This is a genomic window from Ochrobactrum sp. WV_118_8 (genome assembly GCF_039631535.1).
Taxonomy (GTDB): Bacteria; Pseudomonadota; Alphaproteobacteria; order Rhizobiales; family Rhizobiaceae; genus Brucella; species Brucella anthropi.
In genome coordinates, this window is the sequence record NZ_JBDIUZ010000001.1 from 1,812,499 (window position 1) to 1,835,905 (window position 23,407).

Genomic DNA, 23,407 nt, shown 5'->3' on the forward strand with positions numbered 1-23,407 from the left:
AGAAATCGCGGTACTACGCAGTTATGAACTGGCTTGCCGTAGTTTCGTTTCCGGTGCGGAACCGTGTTCCGCATATTCTGGAAACGATTATACGGGCGCGCCGCGGCAATACCGTGGCGCGCCCTTGAGCTTTATTCCGCTGCGTCAGGCAGGGCCTGCTGCTGTTCGTCGCGTGTATCGTCCAGCTCGACATTGAGACCGAGCGAACGCATTTCCTTTACGAGAACGTTGAAGCTCTCCGGAATGCCTGCTTCGAACGTATCGTCGCCGCGCACGATCGCTTCGTAGACCTTGGTACGGCCTGCCACGTCGTCCGACTTGACGGTCAGCATTTCCTGCAGCGTGTAAGCCGCACCGTATGCTTCCAGAGCCCAGACCTCCATTTCGCCGAAGCGCTGGCCACCGAACTGGGCCTTGCCGCCCAGAGGCTGCTGCGTAACGAGCGAGTAAGGTCCGATCGAACGAGCGTGGATCTTGTCGTCGACCAGGTGGTGGAGCTTCAACATATAGATGTAGCCCATGGTCACCTGACGGTCGAACGGCTCACCCGTACGGCCATCGTAAAGCGTCGACTGACCAGACGTTGCAAGACCCGCATCCGTCAGCATCGCGTTGATGTCGGCTTCCACCGCACCGTCGAAGACCGGCGTTGCGATCGACACGCCGCGCTTCACCTGGTTGGCCAGCATGAGGACGGAATCGTCGTCATAAGACCGGACCGGTTCGTTGCGGTCGTTGTCCGGATAGATGTGCTCCAGCGTATCGCGCAGCGGCTCGATATTGGCCGTCTTGCGATAAACGTCGATGAGCTCACCGATCTTCTTGCCCATGCCAGCGCATGCCCAGCCGAGGTGGGTTTCCAGAATCTGGCCCACATTCATACGGCTCGGAACGCCAAGCGGGTTCAACACGATGTCGGCATGCGTACCGTCTTCGAGGAACGGCATGTCCTCGACTGGCAGAATGCGGGAAACCACACCCTTGTTGCCGTGACGGCCAGCCATCTTGTCGCCTGGCTGGATCTTGCGCTTCACAGCGACAAAGACCTTGACCATCTTCATGACGCCTGGAGGCATCTCGTCGCCACGCTGTACCTTCTCGACCTTGTCCATGAAGCGTGCTTCGAGCAGCTTCTTGGATTCGTCATACTGGCCACGCAGAGCTTCGAGTTCGCCCTGGAGCTTCTCGTCGTCGACAGCAAACTGCCACCACTGCGACCGCGGATATTCGGTCATCAGTTCACGGGTGATCGTCGAGCCCTTCTTGAAGCCCTTCGGACCCGCTGCAGCGACCTTGCCATCGATCATGTCGGCAAGACGGCCATAGACGTTGCGATCCAGGATAGCCTGTTCGTCGTCACGGTCCTTGGCGAGACGCTCGATTTCCTCGCGTTCGATAGCCATGGCGCGTTCGTCCTTTTCAACGCCGTGGCGATTGAAAACGCGAACTTCCACAACCGTACCGTAGGTTCCGGGCGGCATACGCATGGAGGTGTCACGGACGTCCGATGCCTTTTCACCGAAGATGGCGCGCAGGAGCTTCTCTTCCGGCGTCATCGGGCTTTCACCCTTCGGCGTGATCTTGCCGACAAGAATGTCGCCAGGATGCACTTCGGCACCGATGTACACGATACCGGCTTCGTCGAGATTCTTCAGCGCTTCTTCCGAAACGTTCGGAATGTCGCGAGTGATTTCCTCAGGTCCAAGCTTGGTGTCGCGGGCAGCTACTTCGAATTCCTCGATATGGATCGAAGTGAACACGTCGTCCGAAACGATCTTCTCGGAAAGAAGGATCGAATCTTCGTAGTTGTAGCCGTTCCACGGCATGAACGCGACGAGCACGTTACGGCCGAGAGCCAGATCGCCCAGATCCGTCGACGGACCGTCAGCGATGATGTCACCCTTCTGGATGGGATCGCCAACGCGTACGAGCGGACGCTGATTGATGCAGGTGTTCTGGTTCGAACGCTGGAACTTCATCAGGCGATAGATATCGACGCCCGACTTGGACGGATCGAGATCTTCAGTCGCACGGATAACGATACGCGTTGCGTCAACCTGATCGACCACACCGCCACGGCGTGCTGCAATAGCGGCACCGGAGTCACGCGCAACGACAGCTTCCATGCCCGTACCGACGAACGGCGCTTCAGCGCGAACGAGCGGCACAGCCTGACGCTGCATGTTCGAGCCCATGAGAGCGCGGTTGGCGTCGTCGTTTTCAAGGAACGGGATGAGAGCCGCAGCAACCGAAACGAGCTGCTTCGGCGACACGTCCATCAGATCCACGTTTTCACGCGGAGCCATCATCACTTCGCCTGCATGACGGCAGATGACGAATTCGTCAACGAAACCGCCCCGCTCGTCCAGCTCGACGTTAGCCTGCGCAACCGAGTGCTTGGCTTCTTCCATCGCCGACAGATAGACAACGTCGTTCGTTACCTTGCCGTCGACAACCTTGCGGTACGGGCTTTCGATGAAGCCGTACTTGTTGACGCGGGCAAAAGTTGCAAGCGAGTTGATCAGACCGATATTCGGGCCTTCCGGCGTTTCAATCGGGCAGATACGGCCATAGTGGGTCGGATGCACGTCGCGGACTTCGAAGCCAGCGCGCTCGCGGGTCAGACCGCCCGGTCCAAGAGCCGAGAGACGGCGCTTGTGGGTGATTTCCGAAAGCGGGTTGGTCTGATCCATGAACTGCGACAGCTGCGAGGAACCGAAGAACTCGCGCACGGCTGCAGCAGCCGGCTTCGCGTTGATCAGATCCTGCGGCATGACCGTGTCGATTTCGATCGAGGACATACGTTCCTTGATCGCGCGCTCCATACGGAGCAGACCGACGCGATACTGATTTTCCATCAGTTCGCCGACCGAACGCACACGGCGGTTGCCGAGATTGTCGATGTCGTCGATTTCGCCGCGACCGTCGCGCAGTTCCACCAGCATCTTGACCACGGCCAGGATGTCTTCCTTGCGCAGAACGCGCACAGTGTCTTCCGCGTCGAGATCCAGACGCATGTTCATCTTGACGCGACCGACGGCCGAAAGGTCGTAGCGCTCAGCGTCGAAGAACAGCGAGTTGAACATCGCTTCGGCGGAATCCATCGTAGGCGGTTCGCCCGGACGCATGACGCGATAGATGTCGAACAGGGCTTCCTGACGGCTTTCGTTCTTGTCGACAGCCAGCGTGTTGCGGATGTAGCCACCGATGTTGATATGATCGATGTCGAGGACGTTGATTTCCGTCTCGCCGGTGTCGATCAGAGTCTTGAGGACCTTCTCGTCGATTTCGTCACCAGCTTCGAGATAAATCTCGCCGGTTGCGTAATTGACGACATCTTCCGCAAGATACGAACCGAACAGATCGTCTTCCGTCGCCTTGATGGCCTTGAGGCCCTTTTCAGCAAGCTGCTTGGCCGAACGGGCGGTCAGCTTCTTGCCGGCTTCAAGAACGACTTCACCGGTGTCCGCATCGATGAGATCGGAGATGATCTTCATGCCCTTGAAGCGGTCAGCCGAATACGGAATGCGCCAGTTGTCGCCGTCACGCGTATAGGTGACAGTCTTGTAGAACGTCGACAGAATGTCTTCGCCGTCCATGCCGAGAGCCATCAGCAGCGTGGTGGCCGGCAGCTTGCGGCGGCGGTCGATACGTGCGTAGACGATGTCCTTGGAATCGAACTCGATATCGAGCCAGGAACCGCGGTAAGGGATGACGCGCGCGGCGAACAGGAGCTTGCCCGAAGAATGGGTCTTGCCCTTGTCGTGGTCGAAGAAGACGCCCGGCGAACGGTGCATCTGCGAAACGATCACGCGCTCTGTGCCATTGACGATGAAGGTGCCGTTGTCGGTCATGAGCGGCATATCGCCCATGTAGACATCCTGCTCCTTGATGTCCTTGATCGACTTCGCGCCGGTATCTTCGTCAATATCGAACACGATAAGACGCAGCGTCACCTTGAGTGGCGCCGAATACGTCAGATCGCGCTGACGGCATTCGTCAACGTCGAATTTTGGTGCGTCGAATTCGTAGCGAACGAATTCGAGCATTGAAGCGCCGGAGAAATCCTGAATTGGGAAAACAGACTTGAAAACCGCCTGCAAACCCTCGTCAGAACGCCCACCGGATGGTTCTTCAACCATAAGGAACTGGTCGTAAGATGCCTTCTGAACCTCGATAAGGTTCGGCATCTCGGCGACCTCTGGGATCTTGCCGAAAAATTTGCGTACGCGCTTGCGACCATTGAATGAATGGGTCTGAGCCATCGTCGCTCCTCGTTCTATAGCCTTGCGGCTTGCTCACGCCTTGCGGCCTTTATCATGCGCCGCCCTTCGGCGGTCCTTCGAGCACATGGTCCTTCAGATCGGCCCCTTCAGATCGGATGGATCGAAAAGGATCATGTGCAAACTTTCCAGAGCTGCCTTCCGCATCGTTACCGGCACGCGGCGCTCTTAACGGGCTAAAACCCGTTTCCTGAAAGCCGTTCCGGCACTCAGGAAAAGGGTTCCAGTCATCCGACCCACCAGGAAAGTCCGGCGGGAACTGGCGGATGGAAAACCATCCGCCAGAATAGTCCGAACTTACTTGAGTTCGACCTTGGCGCCAGCAGCTTCGAGCTGTGCCTTGATCTTCTCAGCTTCGTCCTTCGAAGCGCCTTCCTTGACAGCCTTAGGAGCGCCTTCGACCAGGTCCTTGGCTTCCTTGAGGCCGAGACCGGTGATTGCGCGCACTTCCTTGATCACGTTGATCTTGTTAGCGCCGCCGTCAGCGAGAACGACGTCGAATTCGGTCTTTTCTTCAGCAGCAGCAGCCGGAGCAGCGCCACCAGCAGCAGCAACTGCAACAGGAGCAGCAGCCGAAACGCCCCACTTCTCTTCGAGAAGCTTCGAAAGCTCTGCAGCTTCGAGAACGGTCAGTGCCGACAGGTCGTCAACGATCTTTGCGAGATCAGCCATTTTGGTATTTCCTTAGTTTCAAGGTTTGAACAATTGACAGCGAAAAACGGCCTTACGCCGCCTCGTTCTTCCGGGCGTGCGCGCCAATAACGCGAGCGATCTGGCCCGCTGGTGCGCTGGTAAGTACTGCGAGACGCTGAGCCGGGGTCTGGATCATTCCAACCAGCTTTGCGCGCAGTTCGTCGAGCGATGGGAGCGAAGCAAGCGACTTGACGCCATCGGCGTTAAGCGTCGTTGCACCCATTGCACCACCGAGGATTACGAGCTTGTCGTTAGCCTTGGCGAATTCGACGGCTACTTTCGGAGCAGCAATCGGGTCGTTTGCATAAGCAACAACCGTCTGACCTGTAAACAGATCAGAAATGCCTTCCGATTCCGTGCCCTGAAGAGCGATCTTGGCAAGGCGGTTTTTCGCGACTTTAACGGACCCACCTGCATCACGCATCTTCGAGCGAAGATCGCTCATCTGCGCAACGGTGAGACCGGTATAGTGGGCCACGACGACCGAACCGGACTCTTTAAAAGCGCCGTTCAGCCACGAGACAAATTCGCGTTTTTCCGCTCTATCCACTGTCTCTCTCCAGTAGGCAGGACCACATGGCCCTGCCGGTTGCCTTTGCCGGACGAACTTCACAGTCAGCCCGACGTTCGAGGATCCTGTCCCCTTCAGCTATCCTGGAAGCCAGGCGTCACTCAAAGGCAACTACGGTTCAAACCTTGCATGCGTATTCACGCGAAACAGGGTTATTCCACGTCTCATGCAGGCCACATGTTTAAGGACAATCATCCGAAGATGATGATCCGCCTGCAATCTCGGACAGGATAACCGGACTTTCGTCCGGCTATCCGGATCTTGCGATCCGGAATTTTTGCCTTTCGCCCTGCTTTACAGGACTGGCTGGCAGCCACGCCTCCCCAACCGGAAAGGCTTGGACTCCGGCGAACCGGAGCCCATGAAAACTTAGGCGACGACCTTGACGGTTGCCGGATCGACCTTGACGCCAACGCCCATGGTCGAGGAAAGCGATACGCGCTTGACGTATTCACCCTTGGCAGCCGACGGCTTTGCCTTGATGACGGCGTCAGCGAAAGCCTTGATGTTTTCTTCGAGCTTGGCATTGTCGAAGGAAACCTTGCCGATACCGGCATGGATGATACCAGCCTTCTCGACGCGGAATTCGACTGCACCGCCCTTGGAAGCAGCAACAGCGGCTGCAACGTCGGTGGTGACGGTGCCAACCTTCGGGTTCGGCATCATGCCACGCGGGCCGAGAACCTTACCAAGACGGCCAACGAGCGGCATCATGTCCGGGGTTGCAATGCAGCGATCGAAGTCGATCTTGCCGCCATTGACGATTTCGAACAGTTCTTCCGCACCGACGATGTCGGCGCCAGCCTTCTTGGCTTCTTCAGCCTTGTCGCCGCGAGCGAAAACAGCAACGCGAACCGTACGGCCCGTGCCATTCGGCAGGTTGACAACGCCGCGAACCATCTGGTCAGCGTGGCGCGGATCGACGCCGAGGTTCATCGCGATTTCGATGGTTTCATCGAACTTGGCGACAGCACGTTCCTTGACGAGGCCGATAGCAGCCGACAGATCGTACAGCTTGTTGCGATCGACGCCTTCACGGATCTTGTTAATGCGCTTGGAAATCTTCGCCATCGTCTCAGCCCACCACTTCCAGGCCCATCGAACGGGCAGAACCTTCGATCATGCGCATCGCTGCTTCAATATCAGCGGCGTTCAGATCCTTCATCTTCGCTTCAGCGATCGTGCGAACCTTGTCGCGGGAGATCGTGCCGGCGCTCGCCTTGCCCGGGGTCTTCGAACCGGACTTGAGGTTAGCGGCCTTCTTGAGGAAGTAGGTCACCGGAGGGGTCTTCATCACAAAAGTGAAAGACTTGTCCTGATAATAGGTGATCACGACTGGAATCGGCGAACCCTTTTCCATTTCCTGCGAGGCAGCGTTGAACGCCTTGCAGAATTCCATGATGTTGATGCCGCGCTGACCCAGGGCCGGACCGATCGGGGGCGACGGATTGGCCGCACCTGCCGCTACCTGGAGCTTAAGCTGGCCTGCAATTTTCTTAGCCATTGCTTTCTGCCTTTTTAATTTGCCGGAAAATCCGGCTTTCTCGATTAATGCCGGAAGTTCCGGCTCTCGACTGACGCCAGCTGAACTGGCGGGCAGTTCGGTGGTTCGGAGCTCGACGACCGGCTAAGCCGCCTTCCCTTCCACCATTTCACCCCGCCCGAAATTCGGTCAGGGTGAATGCCCTTGCGGGCAAAACGATCAGAGCTTGTCGACCTGACCGTATTCCAGATCCACAGGCGTTGCGCGCCCGAAGATGGAAACCTCAACCTTGAGACGCGCACGTTCTTCGTCGACTTCCTGAACGATGCCGTTGAACGAAGCGAACGGACCATCGGAAACGCGAACGTTTTCGCCAATCTCGAAGGATACCGAAGTCTTTGGACGTTCGACACCATCCTGAACCTGGTTCAGAATCTGGTCGACTTCCTTCTGGGAAACCGGAACAGGCTTGGAATCGCCAAGGAAACCAGTGACTTTCGGGGTATTCTTGATAAGCGAGAAGACGGCATCCGTGAGGGTTGCACGAACCAGCACGTAACCCGGGAAGAACTTGCGCTCTGCGTCAACCTTGCGGCCGCGGCGCACTTCAACGATCTTCTCGGTCGGCACAACGATCTGCTCGATCAGCTCGGACAGACCCTTCTGCTTCGCCTTGGCTTCGATATCCTCGGCGACCTTCTTTTCGAAATTGGAATAGGCGTGAACGATGTACCAGCGCGCCGTCATCTAAAAACTCCCCAATCCTAACTTATCGACCAAGGCCGAGAATAAATTCTACGCCATAGGCCATAAGCTGGTCGGCAAGAAAAAAGAACGCGGCAGCCAGAAACGCCATAATCACCACCATAATGGTGGAGATGACCGTTTCACGCCGTGTAGGCCAGGTCACCTTCGCCGTTTCGGCGCGAACCTGCTGAAAAAAGGTGATCGGATTCGTTTTGGATGCCATCTGCCGCTCTGTCATTGATCCGGCGCTACCCCCAAACCCCAACCCGTCGAAACGAATCAGAAGCCTGAAGTCACGCGTATACGGCACGCAAAGCTGAAAATTCAGCCCCACGCGCCGCGTGTCTGTTGACGCTACATAGAATCGATTCCCGAAAAAAACAAGCCCAAAGGTTAAAAGAATACCATACAGGCTTATCGGAAATCCGATCCTTGCGAATATCACTCGGCGCACCATCCAATCGTGCGGCGGCGATCCTTCCCTACCCGGCCAACAAATCCCGCAGGGAATTATCATTTTCAACGACGTCGCCTTGCCGAAGCCTGCGCCACCGTCGAAAAGGTAAGGCGGCATAGATTGCCACCTAACTTATAATATAGAAAACGGGCGCCCATAGTCAAGCCATGAGCACCCGTTATAAAATGGCAGGGGCAGCAGGGCTCGAACCCGCGACCTACGGTTTTGGAGACCGTCGCTCTACCAACTGAGCTATACCCCTATGCGGCATTGCAATGCCTGATCGGCAGAATGCCAGACTGGCGGCGTAACCGCCAGTCAAATTGATTACTCGATGATCGAGGAGACGATGCCTGCACCGACGGTGCGGCCGCCTTCACGGATAGCGAAGCGGAGCTTCTCTTCCATGGCGATCGGCACGATCAGGGTGACGTCCATAGCGACGTTGTCGCCAGGCATAACCATTTCCGTGCCTTCCGGCAGCGTGACAACACCGGTCACGTCCGTCGTGCGGAAGTAGAACTGCGGACGGTAGTTCGTGAAGAACGGCGTATGACGGCCACCTTCGTCCTTGGTCAGAATGTAGGCTTCTGCCTTGAACTTGGTGTGCGGCTTCACAGAACCCGGCTTGCAGAGAACCTGGCCGCGTTCAACGTCTTCACGGCCAACGCCGCGGATCAGAGCGCCGATGTTGTCGCCAGCCTGGCCCTGATCGAGCAGCTTGCGGAACATTTCAACGCCGGTTACCGTCGTCTTCGCCGTCGCCTTGATGCCGACGATTTCAACTTCTTCACCAACCTTGACGATACCGCGCTCAACGCGACCCGTCACAACCGTACCACGGCCCGAGATCGAGAACACGTCTTCGATCGGCATCAGGAACGGCTGGTCGATCGGACGTTCCGGGGTCGGAATGTAGTCGTCAACAGCGGCCATCAGCGAACGAACGGCGTCTTCGCCCAGTTCCTTCGAAGAATCTTCCAGAGCAGCAAGAGCCGAGCCCTTGATGATCGGAACTTCGTCGCCCGGGAAGTCGTACTTCGACAGAAGTTCGCGGACTTCCAGTTCAACCAGTTCGAGCAGTTCTGCATCGTCAACCTGGTCGCACTTGTTCAGGAACACGACGATTGCCGGAACGCCAACCTGACGAGCGAGCAGGATGTGCTCACGGGTCTGCGGCATCGGGCCGTCAGCGGCCGAAACAACCAGAATTGCGCCGTCCATCTGGGCAGCACCGGTGATCATGTTCTTCACATAGTCAGCGTGACCTGGGCAGTCGACGTGTGCATAGTGACGGTTCGGCGTTTCGTACTCGACGTGTGCCGTCGAGATCGTGATGCCGCGGGCGCGCTCTTCAGGAGCGGCGTCGATCTGGTCATACGCCTTGAACTCGCCGAAAAACTTCGTGATCGCTGCAGTCAGCGACGTCTTGCCATGGTCAACGTGACCAATCGTGCCGATGTTAACGTGGGGCTTCGTACGTTCGAATTTGCTCTTTGCCATCGCCGTTGTTCTCTTTGTTCTAGAACCGCTCAAGCGCCAGCACAAAAGCCTTTTGGCTTCCGGGCCAGCATTTATGCCAAAACGGAACGGCGAACCGCCCGTCGATGATTCCTTACACGCCAAACCGCTCTGAAAAATTTGGAGCGGGTAGCGGGAATCGAACCCGCGTATTCAGCTTGGAAGGCTGCTGCTCTACCATTGAGCTATACCCGCGCACTCTTAACTCTGATCCGACAGTGGTGGAGGGAGTTGGATTTGAACCAACGTAGGCATAGCCAACGGATTTACAGTCCGTCCCCTTTAACCACTCGGGCATCCCTCCAGATATCACTATCAGCAGAGTCGAGCGACTAGGCATTTCCGCGGGGCTTCTGGCTGACTGTTAGGCCAGCCGTCGATCCGCGAGGGGCCTTATGACGATAAGCTTATCCCCTGTCAACAGGGTAAAAGCGAAAAGAATGCATGTCCGTCCACAACGTCGTGGAAAGATCCTCTTCCACGCTCCTGTTCCATAGGCTCAAACGCCCGCATTTCTCAGGATTTTCCAGCCATCAGAGATTATTTTGCAATCAGAACAGCCTGATAGCAATCACAGGTGAAGTCGCTATCTTCCGCTCACCTAAAGAGTTATAAGCACGCCATGACCGATCAAAACTCGCCCCGCACCCCAAAAGATTCTCATTATGCGCGCCTGCGCCGCCAGCATCGCGACCAGAAGGCCGTGACCGAAGGCAAATCACCGCGCAAACCGCAGCGTCCTTCCATTTCGGCAAGCACCGTGACTGAGGGAACCGTACGGCTTTATGGCCTGCATACAGTCCGCGCCGCCGTGGAAAACCCGGAACGCAAGATATTGCGCATGCGCGCGACGCGAAACGGATTCGCCCGACTTGAGATCGGAGAGGCTGAATCTCTCCCCTTCCCTGTCGAAATCGTTGATCCGCGCGATATCGACAAGGAAACGGGTTCCGAGGCCGTCCATCAGGGCGTCATGATAGAAGCTGAACCGCTGCGCGCCCGTAAACTGTCCGAACTGAAGGACAGCCCGCTGCTTCTCGTTCTCGATCAGGTGACGGATCCGCACAATGTCGGCGCTATCATGCGTTCAGCCGTCGCCTTCGGTGCTGGCGCGCTGATTACGACAAGCCGTCACAGCCCGCAGGAAACCGGCGTTCTGGCGAAGGCCGCCTCCGGTGCACTCGAAATGATCTCTCATATCGAAGTGCGCAATCTGGCCGAAGCGATTGAAGAGCTGCACAGCCTCGGGTTCCAGACCATCGGTCTTGATTCGGAAGGGCCGCAGGAAATGGAAGCCACCTTGTCCGGCGGACGAATCGCCCTGGTACTGGGTGCAGAAGGCAAAGGCCTGCGTCAAAAGACGCGCGAAACAGTCACCGCGCTTGCCCGCCTCGACATGCCGGGCGAAATCAAGTCGCTCAATGTATCGAATGCGGCTGCAATCTCGCTTTATGCTGCTGAGCGATATCTGCGCGCACGTTGATTCGAGTATGACTCTTCAATGAAATGCCTCCCGGCCGGTTGTCCTGCCGGGAGATACAGATATCGAATCGCGATGACCCGGAGCGGTTCCAGCTCAAACAGAAGCGTGGAACCGCTCTATCTCTTTGTTTATACGCATTATCCTGCGCGAAACCGCTTCGCACTTTCGCTGGAAATGCTCTCAGGCAGTGGCGATATAGGTGCGAATATCTTCCGCCTCGCGCTCAACATCTTCGATGCGCCGCTTCACAACGTCACCAATCGAGATGATTCCCACGAGCTTGCCATGTTCTTCCACCGGCATATGGCGGAATCGGCTTCGTGTCATGATTTCCATCACCTGATTGATCGTGTGATGTTCGCGACAAACCTGCACTTTTGCCGTCATGACCTCGGTGACCGGCATGCTCATGGCCTTGGTTTCTTGAGCGGCAACAGCACGCACCACATCGCGCTCTGACAGGATTCCCTTGATTCGACCGGCCTCGTCGCACACCACCAGAGCGCCGATCTTGTATTTGTTCAACATGGCGACAGCATGGGATAGTGTATCGGCAGGTGCGATAACCACTACATCCCTGCCCTTTGTCTCGAGAATCGATCTTACGGTCATGCCAAAGTCCCTCCAAGATTTAGCACTCGCTGCTTCTGGCGTTCAAACGCCATATGAAGCAGAACGCAGCTCCTCCCACCACGTTCCATGATGGTGCGCTTCGATCGTCCGATTAGCAAGTGGCATCAAATGGGGAGAAGGCTTTGTCAAAGCCAAAAGAGTGCAGAACCCTATCGCCTCAGCACGGCATCATAGCTGCGTGGTCGGTCCATCAGTGAAATACCGAAGAAGCCGGCAATGAAGCCGCCTATATGCGCTTCCCAGGCAATGCTGGAAAGGTCCGCCCCGCCAGTCGAATAAAGACCGGTAATGATGTTGATCAGGAACCAGACACCCACAAAAGTCAGGACGGGCTTCAGCGTCAGGGTCAGCCCCACCGGAAGAACGGGACCTGCGAATTCCGATCTGCGTCCATGGCCGATGCGACGAAAACCGTAACGCGCCGCTGCACCCATCATTCCCGAAATCGCGCCCGATGCGCCCACCAGTGGCGAAACGCTGTCCGGATAGATCGCATAATGGGTCAACCCGGCAATCACCGAAGTGAATATCCAGAAAACGATCATTCGTCCGGTACCGATGCGCCCGGCCAATGGGGAACCGAAAGCCGCAAGCCAGATCATGTTGACGGCAATATGGGCGAAGCCGCCATGCATGAAGGAATAGCTGATGAGCGTAAAAAGTGCGGCGGGATCGGTGAACCCGTCCGCCAGCGAGAACCGCGCCGGAATGAGCGCGAAGTTCAGCATGAATTCATAGTTCTGCTGCTCGCTGATGAGGTAGTTCTGATAAATATAGACTGCGGCGCAGAGGCCAATCAGAGCGAGAACAACGCCCGGAATATTGAACATCGGCTCACTACCGCCCGACCGGCGGTTACTGCCGTTCATTTCCGGCTGGGGAACGCTCATGAACTGCTGCTTTCTATTTTATGCGAAGCACCGCAATTGGACCGAAGGAGCCTTTTGCGTCTGGTCGATGCATGTTGATAGGGCAGAATTTGTTAAAAATAAAGGCCGACGGAGGTTCCCGGTCGGCCTTCACGCGAACAGAAATCTTTCGCGAAATTAAATCTGGAGCTCAGAAAAACGCCAACCAAGTCAAAGGCTTCGTCTGATGCCCTATCAAAGCGCGTCTTTCAGTGCCGTGCAACCATTACTTATTCTTAACCTTAACGGACGAGCCCGGTGGATGAAGAAAGGGTTAAACTGGCATCCTCGCCGTTAATACTATTTTAATGCGTTCAACAGCGGAGCCAGCCTCCGCGTGCAACGGACAAATCAACGGCGCATGATGAAACACCGCAGTACGATCGCGATTTTCGCCGAATGGCAGCGCTTGGCCCGCACTGAAAGCGGTTTCTTTCGCGCGCCGATGCGCGAACAGATCGAGCCGCGCAAGCTCGGGCGCCATCTATCCGACCTCTTCTTCCTTGAGGCTGAAAAAGACGGCGACCTGTCGTTTCGTCTGGCCGGAACACGCATCTGCACCCTTTTCGGTCGCGAACTGAAGAACACACGGTTTCTCTCACTCTGGTCCGAGCGGGACCGGGCAGCCCTTGGCGAACTGTCGGAAAATGTAAGTAGCCTGGAAGTCCCTGCCCTCGTATCGCATGTGGGAATCAGCATGTCCGGGCGAAGCCTCGGGCTGGAAATGTTTCTCGCCCCGCTGGAGGCGCCAAACGGGCAGATCAGCCTGCTTGGCAGCATCGCCGTGCTTGATTCCGTCGCATGGGTCGGAGCCGATCCAATCGTCCTCGGGCATTTGAATTCCATCGACCCGGTGGCGCCCGATCTGATTCTTGCGGATGACATCCGAAAATCGGCTGCCATCACGGTGAATGCACCCCGAACAGGCCGGGAATGGACGAATGTTCGCCTGACGCAGCCACAGGAGCACGCCGCTCCGAAATTGCGCGTCATCAAGGGCGGCAAAGCCTGACGTAGGGTTGAAATCGCGATTTCTCTTTATCGACGGCTACTGTATTGTGACGGATAATAAGAGTACCCAATTTCGAGATGGATCGGCTTTGATGAATAGATTTGCTGCGGCATCTACTGCAAGCAATGTGCGGCAGGAAAATTTCAACGCCGTGAATGTCGATCTCAACGGTCGCTACATGCTGGAAAATCGCAGCGAATTTCCCTGCATCATCAAGCGTATGTCGCCCGGAACTGCCCTGATGAGCGGAATTGCAACGCCGCGCAACGGCGAACGGATCATCGCCTATATCGATCACGTGGGACGGATTGAAGGAATTGCCAACGAGGTTACATCCGAAGGTTTCCACATTCTCCTGTCGACCTCCGAACAGAAGAAAGACAAGCTTTCCGCACAGTTGACCTGGCTTGCCAACAAGCACGAACTTGCCCTGCCCGAAGATCGCCGTCACGAACGTGTTGTGCCACGCAAGACCCAGCAGAACATTACTTTTGCCGATGGCGCCCAAAGACTGTGCCGCATTGCGGACCTTTCGCTTTCCGGTGCGGCAATCGAAAGCGAGTTCAAGCCCGCGATCAAGAGCGGCGTCATGCTTGGACCGATCCGGGGAACTGTCGTCCGTCATTTCCAAGGCGGCTTTGCAATCGAGTTCGCCACCATCCAGACCAGCACAACGCTGGACAATCTTTTCGGCTGAAAGCATCCGCCCAAAAGATGAACGCGCGTCAAGGTTACGGAATGGCAAACCACGAAATGCCCGCATTCACGAAAAAGCCGCAAAAACAGCCCATTTTGCCCTGAATTTGTCCGTTCGTTGACAAAAAGTTTCAGCGTTATTTGCAGTTTTAATCGAATTTGACTCGCATTTTCGCGCGCAAATTTGCGTGCCTTCAAATTGTCTAAGTCATCTTGGTCTCCAACAGGGAGACAAAAGAATGACAAAACAAACAATCATCGCAGCCATCCTGATGCTGCTTGGAATCGGACTGGCAGAGGCAGCAAGCCCCGCCTCCAATTCACCGTGGATGACGACCGGCGAACGCACTTCGCAGCCGATTGGCCACTACGAATTCTGCGATCGCTACAAGTCCGAATGCAACATCACCAGCCGCAACAGCAATATGCTGAAGCTGACACCGGAAATCTGGAAACAGATCATCGCGGTCAATGCGAGCGTCAACGAAAAGATTGCGCCGATGACCGATATGGAAGCCTGGGGTCGCGAGGAATACTGGGAATATCCGACAACAGTCGGTGACTGCGACGACTACATGCTTTTGAAGCGTCGTGAACTGATGGCGCTCGGCATCCCGGCAAATACGCTGCTTTTCACAGTGGTTCGCCAGCCAAACGGTGAAGGCCATGCGGTTCTGACCGTTCGCACCGACCGTGGCGACTTCATTCTCGACAATCTCGATACCCGCGTTCTCGCCTGGAACAAGACCGACTATACCTATCTCAAGCGCCAGTCGACCACGAACACCGGTAGCTGGGTCTCAATCAAGAGCGACCGCGAACTCTTGGTCGGCAGCATCAAGAACTAACCAAAAGACAAACAAACAAGGACGGGCCGTCAGTCTCCCTCTGGCCCCGTCCTTTTTATTTTCAGGCCGGCTCCAGCCCACGCATGAAAGACCGGGCCTTCTCGACGTAATGCTCCGCGGAAAGTCTGAGTTTCTCGACCGCAGCATCGTCCAGTTCCCGGAGGATTCGCGCAGGAGAACCGACGACCAGCGAATTGTCCGGTATTTCCTTGCCCTCGGTCACAAGCGCCCCTGCCCCGATCAGACAGTTTTTTCCAATCTTCGCGCCGTTGAGAACGATAGCTCCCATACCGATCAAGGTGTTGTCGCCAACGGTGCAGCCATGAAGTATGGCCCGATGCCCGATGGTACACCCTGCACCGACTGTGAGCGGAAAGCCGATATCGGTATGCATGATGGTGTGTTCCTGAACATTGGTGTCATCGCCAATGGTGATCGGCTCATTATCGCCGCGCAATACGGCACCGAACCAGAACCCGGCATTCTCACCCACAACGATCTTGCCGATCAGGGTCGCATCAGGCGCGATCCAGTTGCTGCTGCGGTCCGCGAATAGCGGCTTGTGCCCGTTATATGCATAGATCGGCATGTTCTTCCTCCATCAGCAAACTCGATATTGAATTGCTAAGCCGTTTCAAGCCGTCATACAAGCACGACTTCACGCTCTGTTAACCATAAAAGACTGATATTCTTTTGCAATATCATCACCATGACACCCAGATGGAAACAGCACCAGATTACACCGCCTCGAAAATGGGAAGCCGCCTCTTCGGCTGGCTGCTGTTGGCGGTTATCGTCCTGATTCTGCTTTCGGTTGCCGTAAATGTTGGCGGGCGCCTGCTTGGCCCGCTGATTGCGCGCGGCGGACACTCCGACAGCACGCACGGTTATGAAATCATCATTGGCAACAATGTCCTGTCGATTCCAGCCAATATGATCCGCTTTTCGAACCAGCGACGTGACGGGGTGACGGGGCGTCTCGATCTTTATGCCCGCTGGCCGGGGCTTACCGGCTATACGGAACGCGACCGCGCTATCTTCAACCTTCTCACTTCGAAGCGGCATCTCATTTTCATGTCTATCGAACAGCGAACCATGTCCCGCGACATGAGCGGGCGCTATCTGCCCATCTATGCCGAGCTGATAGACCCGAACGGGGAAACCGCCCCCGGAAACCTGACGGTACACCGTTTTCTGGAAAGCAGCGGTTATAAGGGCGAGGAACTGGTCCTGTCCGATCCGAGCAGCGGCAAGCCGGAATTCGTTGCACGATGTCTTGCGGATAGCGGTGCGGAAAGCTTCAATTCATGCGAGCGCGACGTCCAGTTCGGCCGCGACTTGCAGATACTTTATCGCTTCCCCCGCTCCATGCTTGGCGAATGGAAGTCACTGGACAAGGCGATTGTCGATTTTGCGAACGCGCATCTTCTGGGAAACGATACGAAACAGATCGACTGATCTCAAAGCATGTTGCTTAAAAGTGGGAACCGCCTCCGCGGGGAAATCGGTTCACTGGGCTGATTTCTGATCCCCGCTACGATGGGATAAAGACATGCTTGAAAACAAAAGCTTAAAGCGTGCCTTTCAAATTTGATAAAGCGCGACACGCTTTATTGCCCAACCAGATACTGAAATTTGGAGCGACCGTCTTCAGCGAACTTGATCTGGCTGAGCGGAACGCCGCTCAAAAGATGCTCCTCCGTGGCAGCCAGCACGATTTCCAGCTTTAGTATTTCTGCCGACCCAAGAAGCTTCCAGCATCCTTTTCCTGCGAGAAGCGAGTAGTTGTGGTCCATGACATAGGCTGCGGCAGCGAAAGCGCCGTCGCATTTCCCGATGCTTTGCGGTTCATCGAGAATCTCAATGACCGACCGTGAGCCATCGTCCTGTTCGGTTTCGATAGTGCCGAGGACTTCTGCGCGCGCCGCTAAGGACAGGGCCACCAAAAGCATGGCCAATGAAAAACCGAATTTCATAAAGACACCCAAGGGTCAAAACTATTTGGCGTTCTCAGGGATAATCGCAAATCTCATAACCGCTCAGCTCTGATTCCACGCCCGCCTTGATCCAGAAGAAAACGCTGCCTTCGCTCGTCATATGGGCGGTGCATAAAGCGACGACATTTTCCTTGCCGACGGGCGCCTTGCTCGCGCAAGAGGCTTTCCAGCTCGCAATCCGCTCGATGGAATCCTTCTTGATATCGGGAAATCCGAAATAGATGGTTTTGAAGTTCTCTGCGAGCTTCGGGCAGGTTCCGTCATCCTCGATAGCCTGCGCACGGACGACTGATGGCAGCATGACAGAAAGGGCCAGCGTGGCAGCTATGATCTTCATGAATCCTCATTAGTCATATCTGGAGTCATATCTGGACAACAAAACGCCCTCTCCATAGGAAAGGGCGTCAAAGAACATCCCTGCCCGGCATCAGCGTCGTTTGCGACGCGATTACCGCGACCGATCAAAGATCGACGTCGAGAATGGCCATCGAGAAATTGTAGGAGAGTTCGCCTTCATCCTCGTCCTTATAGACCAGGCCCAGGAATTCGTCGTTGAGGTAAAGCTCGGCGGAGTCGTTCTTGCGCGGACGCGCCTTCACCTGCAGGCCGGGATTATTGAAAGTCCGTTTGAAATAGGCGTCCAGTTTTTTGAGTTCTTCGGGTTTCAACCGGCTTCTCCTGATATTGAATTGAGCCGGTTTATTGCACCCGGCAATTTCCTATGTAAACCCCCGATAAACGGGGACTCAAGGGATGTTGGCGTCCAATAGCCTCTTTAGACAGAATATAGGCCGCATACTGGAAAAAACCAGCAAGCGGCCTTGTTCAAGCTGCAACGATACGATGTATCGCCTAAATCCCTTCGCCCAGCATCTGGTCCATGACGCGGGAAGGCTCGGCACAACCCGTATCGCCCATGATCCGGGCCGGCACACCGGCTACCGTGACATTGTTCGGAACAGGCTTCAGAACCACCGAACCGGCTGCAATTTTCGAGCAATGACCGACTTCGATATTGCCGAGAATTTTCGCGCCAGCACCGATCAGCACACCGTGACGGATTTTCGGATGACGGTCGCCGCTCGACTTCCCCGTACCGCCGAGTGTGACACCGTGAAGAATCGAAACATTGTCTTCGATCAACGCTGTTTCGCCGACCACAAGTCCGGTCGCATGATCAAGGAAAAGGCCGCTGCCAAGCCGTGCGGCCGGATGAATATCGGTCTGGAAGATCGATGACGAGCGGCTTTGCAGGTAATAGGCAAAATCCTTGCGGCCTTCATGGTAAAGCCAATGCGCCAGACGATGGGTCTGGATCGCATGGAAACCCTTCAGATAAAGGATAGGGTCCATGAAGCGGCTATAGGCCGGATCGCGATCATAAACCGCCTGAATATCGACGCGGACAATCTGCGACCACTCAGGATTGGCATCCAGCATCGCGTCAAAGGTCTGGCGCAGAATATCGGCGCTCAGATCGGCGTGCCCGAGACGCTCGGCGATACGATGCATGACCGCATCTTCCAGGCTCGGCTGGTTGAGGATCGTCGCATAGAGGAACGTGCCCAATACGGGATCGTTCTTGGCGGCTTCCTCCGCTTCGGCACGGATGGAATGCCAGATAGGATCGACCTGACCCAGACCGGGGGTCGCTTTCGCTGATGTGCGAACGGACATATGCATACTCCAGTTTTGCACCGCGCGAGGAGGAGACGGCAGCCGAACTTTCGCTCAGTCCCCACGCCGCAATACGAGTTCGGCGCGCAGCATAACTTAAAATGGTTTGCCTTGACACAGCCGAATTTGACGCGCCCTGTCGGCGCATTCTTTGTCAGAAATCAAATTCGCTTCAGAGTCGATTTTCTTTCAAAAACTGCAACACCGCCTGCTTGTAGACCTTGTCACCAACGGCCAGCATATGGTCGCGGTCCGGAATATCGACGGCCTGTCCATTTGGCAGAAGATCGGCGAGTTCCTGCGCGCTGCCTGCAATATCGTCGGTCGTGCCGACGGCCACGAGAACAGGCTGCATAATGCGTGCAATCGCAGCGGCGGGAACCAACTCCTTGGAGGTAATCACACAGGCTGCAAGGGCGATGCGGTCACTCTTCGTCTGGTCGGCAAATTTCCGGAACATCTGCCCACGTGGATGGGTGATGGTGGTCGGATCTTCTGCAAGCAGCGCCTCGCCAATAGGCTCCCAGTCGCCAGCGCCAGTCACCATACCGATGCCAAGCCCGCCGAAAACAGCGCTATGAACGCGCTCGGCGTGTTCAATCGCCAGAAATGCGGTGATGCGTGCGCCCATGGAATAGCCCATGACATGCGCCTTTTCGATCCCGAGATGATCGAGCAGGGCTGCAGCATCAGCCGCCATTTTGGTCGGCGTGTATTCGTCTGCGTCGTGGGGCTTCGCGGAAAGCCCGTGCCCACGATTATCGATGGCGATAACGCGGTATCCGGCTTCGGTCAGCGTACGGAACCAGCCGGGAGAAACCCAGTTGACGAGACTTGAAGAAGCAAAGCCATGAATGAGCAGGATCGGATCGCCTTCTCCGTCCTGACGATATGCCAGACGCAAACCGTCGTGTTCGAAATATTCGATATCGAGGGCACTCACCTGATTATTCCTCTTGATTTTATTACAGCAGCGTCACGACCGGCATTCGCCACAAATCACGCGATGGACCGCTTTGTCACCAATCTTTATGCCGGTTCGTTTAACCGTACCGGCCAGAACCTCCACGACATACGCTGCCGGAACTTCAGATGAAATGATATTTTCGGAGAATGGCACCGCATTTTCGTGAATGGCCGATACGCGTCCCTTGTCATCAAGGAAAACCATATCAAGAGGCGACGGTGTACTCTGCATCCACATCATGACGCGGCGCATTTCTCCGAACACGAAGATCATGGCGCGATCCTTGGGAAAATCCGTGCGCCACATCAGGCCGCGCACACGCGCATCGTCGCTTTCAGCCACTTCCAGCGCAAAATTTACCTTGTTGCCATTGGAGGTAATGAATGTCAGCGGTTCCTTGTCGACCGGCAGCCGCATCGGCTGTGTCTCATCGGCCTGAGCAACGAATGCGAAGAAAACAAATGCAAAAGCGAGAAAAATGCGGCCCATACCCTGCCCACTCAGATAAACAAACTGGCTTGTAAACAAACAGGCTTGGAACCTAGCAACGGGACAGAGTGACGACAAGACCGCTCAGGCCGCACAAAGCGGCCTTCACCTGCTTGTTACAAGAATTGAGAGATTTGGCGCGCTTTTAACGGTCGCGCCCTAGATCCGTTCTGGTTAAAGCGGAATCATTGGAACCGCTCTATCCATTTGTTTTTTAGCATGTCTTTACCCCGAAACCGGTTCCCACTTTCGGGAGACATGCTCTAATGCGAAACCGGGATTGCCGTGCCGATATCCGGATGGATTTCAGCCGCCATCAGGCCCTTGTCGCCTTCGCCGAAGCGAATAAGCACGACCTGACCGGGGCGCAGCTCCATCATGCCGAAACGACGCAGCGTTTCCATATGGATGAAAATATCTTCCGTCCCCTCGCCGCGCGTCAGGAAGCCGAAGCCCTTGGTGCGGTTGAACCACTTGACGATCACGCGCTCAAGGCCGCTCGACGGCGTAACAGTCACATGAGTGCGCTGTGGCGGCATCTGCGCCGGGTGAACGGCAGTAGACGTATCCATCGACAGGACGCGGAAACATTGCAGGCCGCGATCGCCATTGCGAACTTCACAAACGATGCGTGCACCTTCCAGAGCAGTCTGGAAGCCGTCGCGGCGCAGTGACGTCACATGGAGAAGAATGTCATTAAGGCCCGGCTGGTCTGGAACAATGAAGCCGTAGCCCTTGGCTACGTCGAACCATTTGATATGGCCCGAGACTTCGATGATATCGCCCAGCTCTTCCGAGGCGTGCTGGCTGTGAAACTGGTCATTAGACACAGACTTGTCCGCCATGCGTTCGCCCCTCCTCTGTTCTTCCGTTGCGATTCCGACCTGATTCTTGTCCAAAGAATAACACTTCCTTAACCGGAGGCGGCAAGCCCAAACTTGCATCCGTCCCCATGAAGACCACAGACTTCACAACTTCATGGTTACTTTTCCCGGCACAGCAGCGTTTGAAACTGACCCACCACCTGAAATATGGCCGGTCGTCAATTTGGCAATGACATGTTCAGGACATTTCCGGTCACATCTGCTGCTCAAAATTTTTGAACGTCACTCTGTCCATGATAACTTGACGTTCGGCCTCCGACATCGGATTCGATGTCCTTGCGTTTCCCGAACGTCAACCGCCCGAATTACAACAGCCGAGGAAAAGACTATGCGCTATCTGCACACGATGGTCCGAATTCGCGACATCGACGAATCTCTCGATTTTTATGTAAACAAACTCGGCCTCGAAGAAATCCGCCGCACTGAAAATGACAAAGGCCGCTTCACGCTGATTTTTCTTGCTGCGCCCTCCGATACGGATCGGGCGAAGGCAGAGCGGGCGCCGGAACTGGAACTCACCTTCAACTGGGATCCGGAGACCTATACGGGCGGCCGCAATTTCGGCCATCTCGCCTATATGGTCGATGACATCTACACCACTTGCCAGAAGCTGCAGGATGCGGGCGTCACCATCAATCGTCCGCCGCGTGACGGGCACATGGCCTTCATCAAATCGCCCGATGGCATTTCCATCGAACTGATCCAGAAAGGCGACCGTCTGGCGCCGCAGGAGCCTTGGGCTTCAGCCGAAAATATCGGTAGCTGGTAACAGACCTTGTCTCCCGAAAGTGGAAGCCGGTTTCGGGAAAAAGACATGCGTAAAACAAAAAGCCCGGCCTCACGACCGGGCTTTTTCTCAATACTGAACAGTTATTCCGTTCCCTGAATGGCTGCGAGAAGCCATTCACCGCCATCCGTGCGGGTGAACGTCCAGAGCTCGACGCTTTCCACCGGCTCATCCGGATTGCCTTCGACGACAGCGCCGGTATTGCGATCCAGCATCACGTCGATCGCCGAATAGCGGATTGCAACGGTTGCGTATTCGACATCGCCTTCGCGCCAGGCTTCGGAAACGTCACCCTGCAGAAGCTTGACGTCCTTCACTTCGTTGCGCATGCCGCTGGAAGCGATCTCGCCCAGTTCTTCCGCCAGATAGGACATGGCTTCCGGGGTAGCGAGCTTGCGCAGCGCGGCATAATCCTCACGGCCATAAGCGGTCTGGACTTCAGCAAGCATCTGTTCGAAACGATCCAGATCCTCCTGACCGACATCCATCGGTTCATCTTCAACCGCCGGAGCGGCGGGAGTGACCGGAGCAGCTGCCTGCTTGGTCTCGAACGGGTTCACCGAAGGCGTACGGCCACCAAAACCGGCCTGAGAACCAGCTTGCGGGGCTGCTGTCTTTGCCGCACCGAAAGGCTGCGCGCCTTTGTTACCGGCGCCTGCCGCTGCCGGCTGGCGACGATTTGCGAACATGCGCATGACAAACATCGCAATGAGCGCGATCACCGCAACCTGCAACAACAAGCCAAACATGCCGGCAAGACCGCCAAGGCCGTTGCCGAGCAGCATGCCGATCAGGCCACCGACGAGAAGACCGCCCAGCATGGAACGACCGAAGTTACCGAACATACCGCCGGAACGCTGTGCCTGCGCAGCATTCTGCGTACCTGTTGCGCCCGGACGGTTGGTCTGCGTCGCGCCGGTATTCGGCGTCATCGAACGTTCCATCGGCGCGGCATTGTTAGGTGCAGTGCGCGTCGGCGCTGGCGCCTGATAAGTGCGCGCGCCACGGCTGCCGAAACCGCCACCGCCCGCACGGCGAGCCTCGGCGAAATCGACCGCAGCAAAAGAGGCAATCAGCCCTAATACCATTGCAGCTGTCAGTTTGGTCAGGCGGCTTCCGGAACCCGGCATCGGTTTCTCCCACTTAGAGTCATGTCTGAATGTTTAAATCAGTGCTCATATGGGAATTCGCCCCCACACCTCACAAGAGCGTGAAGACAAAAAATCCAGAAATTTCAAATGGACCCAGAACCTTCAAACGAGCCCGGAACT

General features: G+C 56.0%; 25 protein-coding genes and 3 tRNA genes. 6 read left to right on the plus strand and 22 right to left on the minus strand.

The features are described from left to right. Positions 1 to 131 precede the first annotated feature (131 nt). The 11 genes from rpoB to ABDF71_RS08795 all read right to left on the minus strand — a co-directional run bounded on the left by rpoB (position 132) and on the right by ABDF71_RS08795 (position 10,059). A complete protein-coding gene (rpoB, locus tag ABDF71_RS08745) occupies positions 132 to 4,265 on the minus strand; it encodes a DNA-directed RNA polymerase subunit beta (protein WP_010659907.1) in 4,134 nt (1,377 codons plus the stop codon). Positions 4,266 to 4,580: 315 nt separating this feature from the next. After that, positions 4,581 to 4,955, minus strand: coding sequence for a 50S ribosomal protein L7/L12 (gene rplL / locus ABDF71_RS08750; RefSeq protein ID WP_010659906.1), 375 nt, complete (start codon positions 4,953 to 4,955; stop codon positions 4,581 to 4,583). Positions 4,956 to 5,007: 52 nt separating this feature from the next. Then, entirely contained in the window at positions 5,008 to 5,526 is a 519-nt protein-coding gene (gene rplJ / locus ABDF71_RS08755; protein ID WP_010659905.1) for a 50S ribosomal protein L10, read from the minus strand. A gap of 390 nt (positions 5,527 to 5,916) precedes the next feature. After that, positions 5,917 to 6,618, minus strand: coding sequence for a 50S ribosomal protein L1 (gene rplA / locus ABDF71_RS08760; protein WP_010659904.1), 702 nt, complete (start codon positions 6,616 to 6,618; stop codon positions 5,917 to 5,919). 4 nt (positions 6,619 to 6,622) lie between these two features. Then, a complete protein-coding gene (gene rplK, locus ABDF71_RS08765; RefSeq protein WP_010659903.1) occupies positions 6,623 to 7,051 on the minus strand; it encodes a 50S ribosomal protein L11 in 429 nt (142 codons plus the stop codon). A 198-nt stretch (positions 7,052 to 7,249) separates the two neighbouring features. Then, the gene (gene nusG / locus ABDF71_RS08770; protein WP_006467043.1) at positions 7,250 to 7,777 is read right to left on the minus strand and encodes a transcription termination/antitermination protein NusG; all 528 of its coding nucleotides are present in this window, start codon (positions 7,775 to 7,777) and stop codon (positions 7,250 to 7,252) included. Positions 7,778 to 7,799: 22 nt separating this feature from the next. Beyond that, complete coding sequence (secE, locus tag ABDF71_RS08775) at positions 7,800 to 8,000, minus strand: preprotein translocase subunit SecE (protein WP_002964376.1); 201 nt, start codon at positions 7,998 to 8,000, stop codon at positions 7,800 to 7,802. 420 nt (positions 8,001 to 8,420) lie between these two features. Next, positions 8,421 to 8,496: transfer RNA gene (locus tag ABDF71_RS08780), tRNA-Trp, on the minus strand. A 65-nt stretch (positions 8,497 to 8,561) separates the two neighbouring features. Next, the gene (tuf, locus tag ABDF71_RS08785) at positions 8,562 to 9,737 is read right to left on the minus strand and encodes an elongation factor Tu (protein ID WP_012091906.1); all 1,176 of its coding nucleotides are present in this window, start codon (positions 9,735 to 9,737) and stop codon (positions 8,562 to 8,564) included. Between the two features lie 139 nt (positions 9,738 to 9,876). Next, positions 9,877 to 9,950, minus strand: a tRNA-Gly gene (locus ABDF71_RS08790). 24 nt (positions 9,951 to 9,974) lie between these two features. Continuing rightward, positions 9,975 to 10,059 (minus strand) — tRNA-Tyr (locus ABDF71_RS08795). A gap of 318 nt (positions 10,060 to 10,377) precedes the next feature. Here ABDF71_RS08795 and rlmB point away from each other — a divergent pair. Continuing rightward, positions 10,378 to 11,238, plus strand: coding sequence for a 23S rRNA (guanosine(2251)-2'-O)-methyltransferase RlmB (rlmB, locus tag ABDF71_RS08800; protein WP_043063103.1), 861 nt, complete (start codon positions 10,378 to 10,380; stop codon positions 11,236 to 11,238). Between the two features lie 180 nt (positions 11,239 to 11,418). On the opposite strand, the gene ABDF71_RS08805 is transcribed toward rlmB, so the two are convergent. Beyond that, complete coding sequence (locus ABDF71_RS08805; RefSeq protein WP_010659899.1) at positions 11,419 to 11,850, minus strand: CBS domain-containing protein; 432 nt, start codon at positions 11,848 to 11,850, stop codon at positions 11,419 to 11,421. A 170-nt stretch (positions 11,851 to 12,020) separates the two neighbouring features. Continuing rightward, the gene (locus ABDF71_RS08810) at positions 12,021 to 12,761 is read right to left on the minus strand and encodes a rhomboid family intramembrane serine protease (protein WP_029928849.1); all 741 of its coding nucleotides are present in this window, start codon (positions 12,759 to 12,761) and stop codon (positions 12,021 to 12,023) included. A gap of 382 nt (positions 12,762 to 13,143) precedes the next feature. Between ABDF71_RS08810 and ABDF71_RS08815 the strand changes: the two genes are divergently transcribed. The 3 genes from ABDF71_RS08815 to ABDF71_RS08825 all read left to right on the plus strand — a co-directional run bounded on the left by ABDF71_RS08815 (position 13,144) and on the right by ABDF71_RS08825 (position 15,335). Further along, entirely contained in the window at positions 13,144 to 13,791 is a 648-nt protein-coding gene (locus tag ABDF71_RS08815) for a PAS domain-containing protein (protein ID WP_029376087.1), read from the plus strand. A gap of 91 nt (positions 13,792 to 13,882) precedes the next feature. Next, positions 13,883 to 14,488, plus strand: coding sequence for a PilZ domain-containing protein (locus tag ABDF71_RS08820; protein ID WP_010659896.1), 606 nt, complete (start codon positions 13,883 to 13,885; stop codon positions 14,486 to 14,488). Positions 14,489 to 14,726: 238 nt separating this feature from the next. After that, positions 14,727 to 15,335, plus strand: coding sequence for a transglutaminase-like cysteine peptidase (locus ABDF71_RS08825; RefSeq protein WP_010659895.1), 609 nt, complete (start codon positions 14,727 to 14,729; stop codon positions 15,333 to 15,335). A 61-nt stretch (positions 15,336 to 15,396) separates the two neighbouring features. Here the strand turns inward: ABDF71_RS08825 and ABDF71_RS08830 are convergent, their stop codons facing one another. Next, a complete protein-coding gene (locus ABDF71_RS08830; protein WP_029928855.1) occupies positions 15,397 to 15,924 on the minus strand; it encodes a gamma carbonic anhydrase family protein in 528 nt (175 codons plus the stop codon). 131 nt (positions 15,925 to 16,055) lie between these two features. Between ABDF71_RS08830 and ABDF71_RS08835 the strand changes: the two genes are divergently transcribed. Beyond that, on the plus strand, positions 16,056 to 16,793 hold the full coding sequence (locus ABDF71_RS08835) for a hypothetical protein (RefSeq protein ID WP_029928857.1): 738 nt from the start codon (positions 16,056 to 16,058) through the stop codon (positions 16,791 to 16,793). Positions 16,794 to 16,945: 152 nt separating this feature from the next. On the opposite strand, the gene ABDF71_RS08840 is transcribed toward ABDF71_RS08835, so the two are convergent. The 7 genes from ABDF71_RS08840 to ABDF71_RS08870 all read right to left on the minus strand — a co-directional run bounded on the left by ABDF71_RS08840 (position 16,946) and on the right by ABDF71_RS08870 (position 21,310). Continuing rightward, positions 16,946 to 17,311: a hypothetical protein gene (locus ABDF71_RS08840; RefSeq protein ID WP_029928859.1), complete on the minus strand. Its 366-nt coding sequence runs from the start codon at positions 17,309 to 17,311 to the stop codon at positions 16,946 to 16,948. Positions 17,312 to 17,345: 34 nt separating this feature from the next. Continuing rightward, a complete protein-coding gene (locus ABDF71_RS08845) occupies positions 17,346 to 17,669 on the minus strand; it encodes a hypothetical protein (protein WP_012091896.1) in 324 nt (107 codons plus the stop codon). A gap of 124 nt (positions 17,670 to 17,793) precedes the next feature. Beyond that, the gene (locus ABDF71_RS08850; protein ID WP_010659890.1) at positions 17,794 to 18,000 is read right to left on the minus strand and encodes a DUF3126 family protein; all 207 of its coding nucleotides are present in this window, start codon (positions 17,998 to 18,000) and stop codon (positions 17,794 to 17,796) included. A 184-nt stretch (positions 18,001 to 18,184) separates the two neighbouring features. Further along, entirely contained in the window at positions 18,185 to 19,009 is an 825-nt protein-coding gene (cysE, locus tag ABDF71_RS08855) for a serine O-acetyltransferase (RefSeq protein WP_010659889.1), read from the minus strand. 172 nt (positions 19,010 to 19,181) lie between these two features. Further along, a complete protein-coding gene (locus tag ABDF71_RS08860; protein WP_012091895.1) occupies positions 19,182 to 19,952 on the minus strand; it encodes an alpha/beta fold hydrolase in 771 nt (256 codons plus the stop codon). 33 nt (positions 19,953 to 19,985) lie between these two features. Beyond that, positions 19,986 to 20,465, minus strand: a complete 480-nt coding sequence (locus ABDF71_RS08865) for a DUF192 domain-containing protein (RefSeq protein WP_151663006.1) — start codon at positions 20,463 to 20,465, stop codon at positions 19,986 to 19,988. A 263-nt stretch (positions 20,466 to 20,728) separates the two neighbouring features. Beyond that, positions 20,729 to 21,310 (minus strand): cold-shock protein, encoded by a 582-nt coding sequence (locus ABDF71_RS08870; protein ID WP_010659886.1) that lies wholly within the window; start codon positions 21,308 to 21,310, stop codon positions 20,729 to 20,731. Positions 21,311 to 21,677: 367 nt separating this feature from the next. On the opposite strand from ABDF71_RS08870, the gene ABDF71_RS08875 reads away from it, so the two are divergent. Beyond that, a complete protein-coding gene (locus tag ABDF71_RS08875) occupies positions 21,678 to 22,118 on the plus strand; it encodes a VOC family protein (protein WP_010659885.1) in 441 nt (146 codons plus the stop codon). 101 nt (positions 22,119 to 22,219) lie between these two features. On the opposite strand, the gene ABDF71_RS08880 is transcribed toward ABDF71_RS08875, so the two are convergent. Beyond that, a complete protein-coding gene (locus ABDF71_RS08880) occupies positions 22,220 to 23,266 on the minus strand; it encodes a Tim44 domain-containing protein (protein ID WP_151663005.1) in 1,047 nt (348 codons plus the stop codon). Between the last annotated feature and the right edge of the window lie 141 nt (positions 23,267 to 23,407).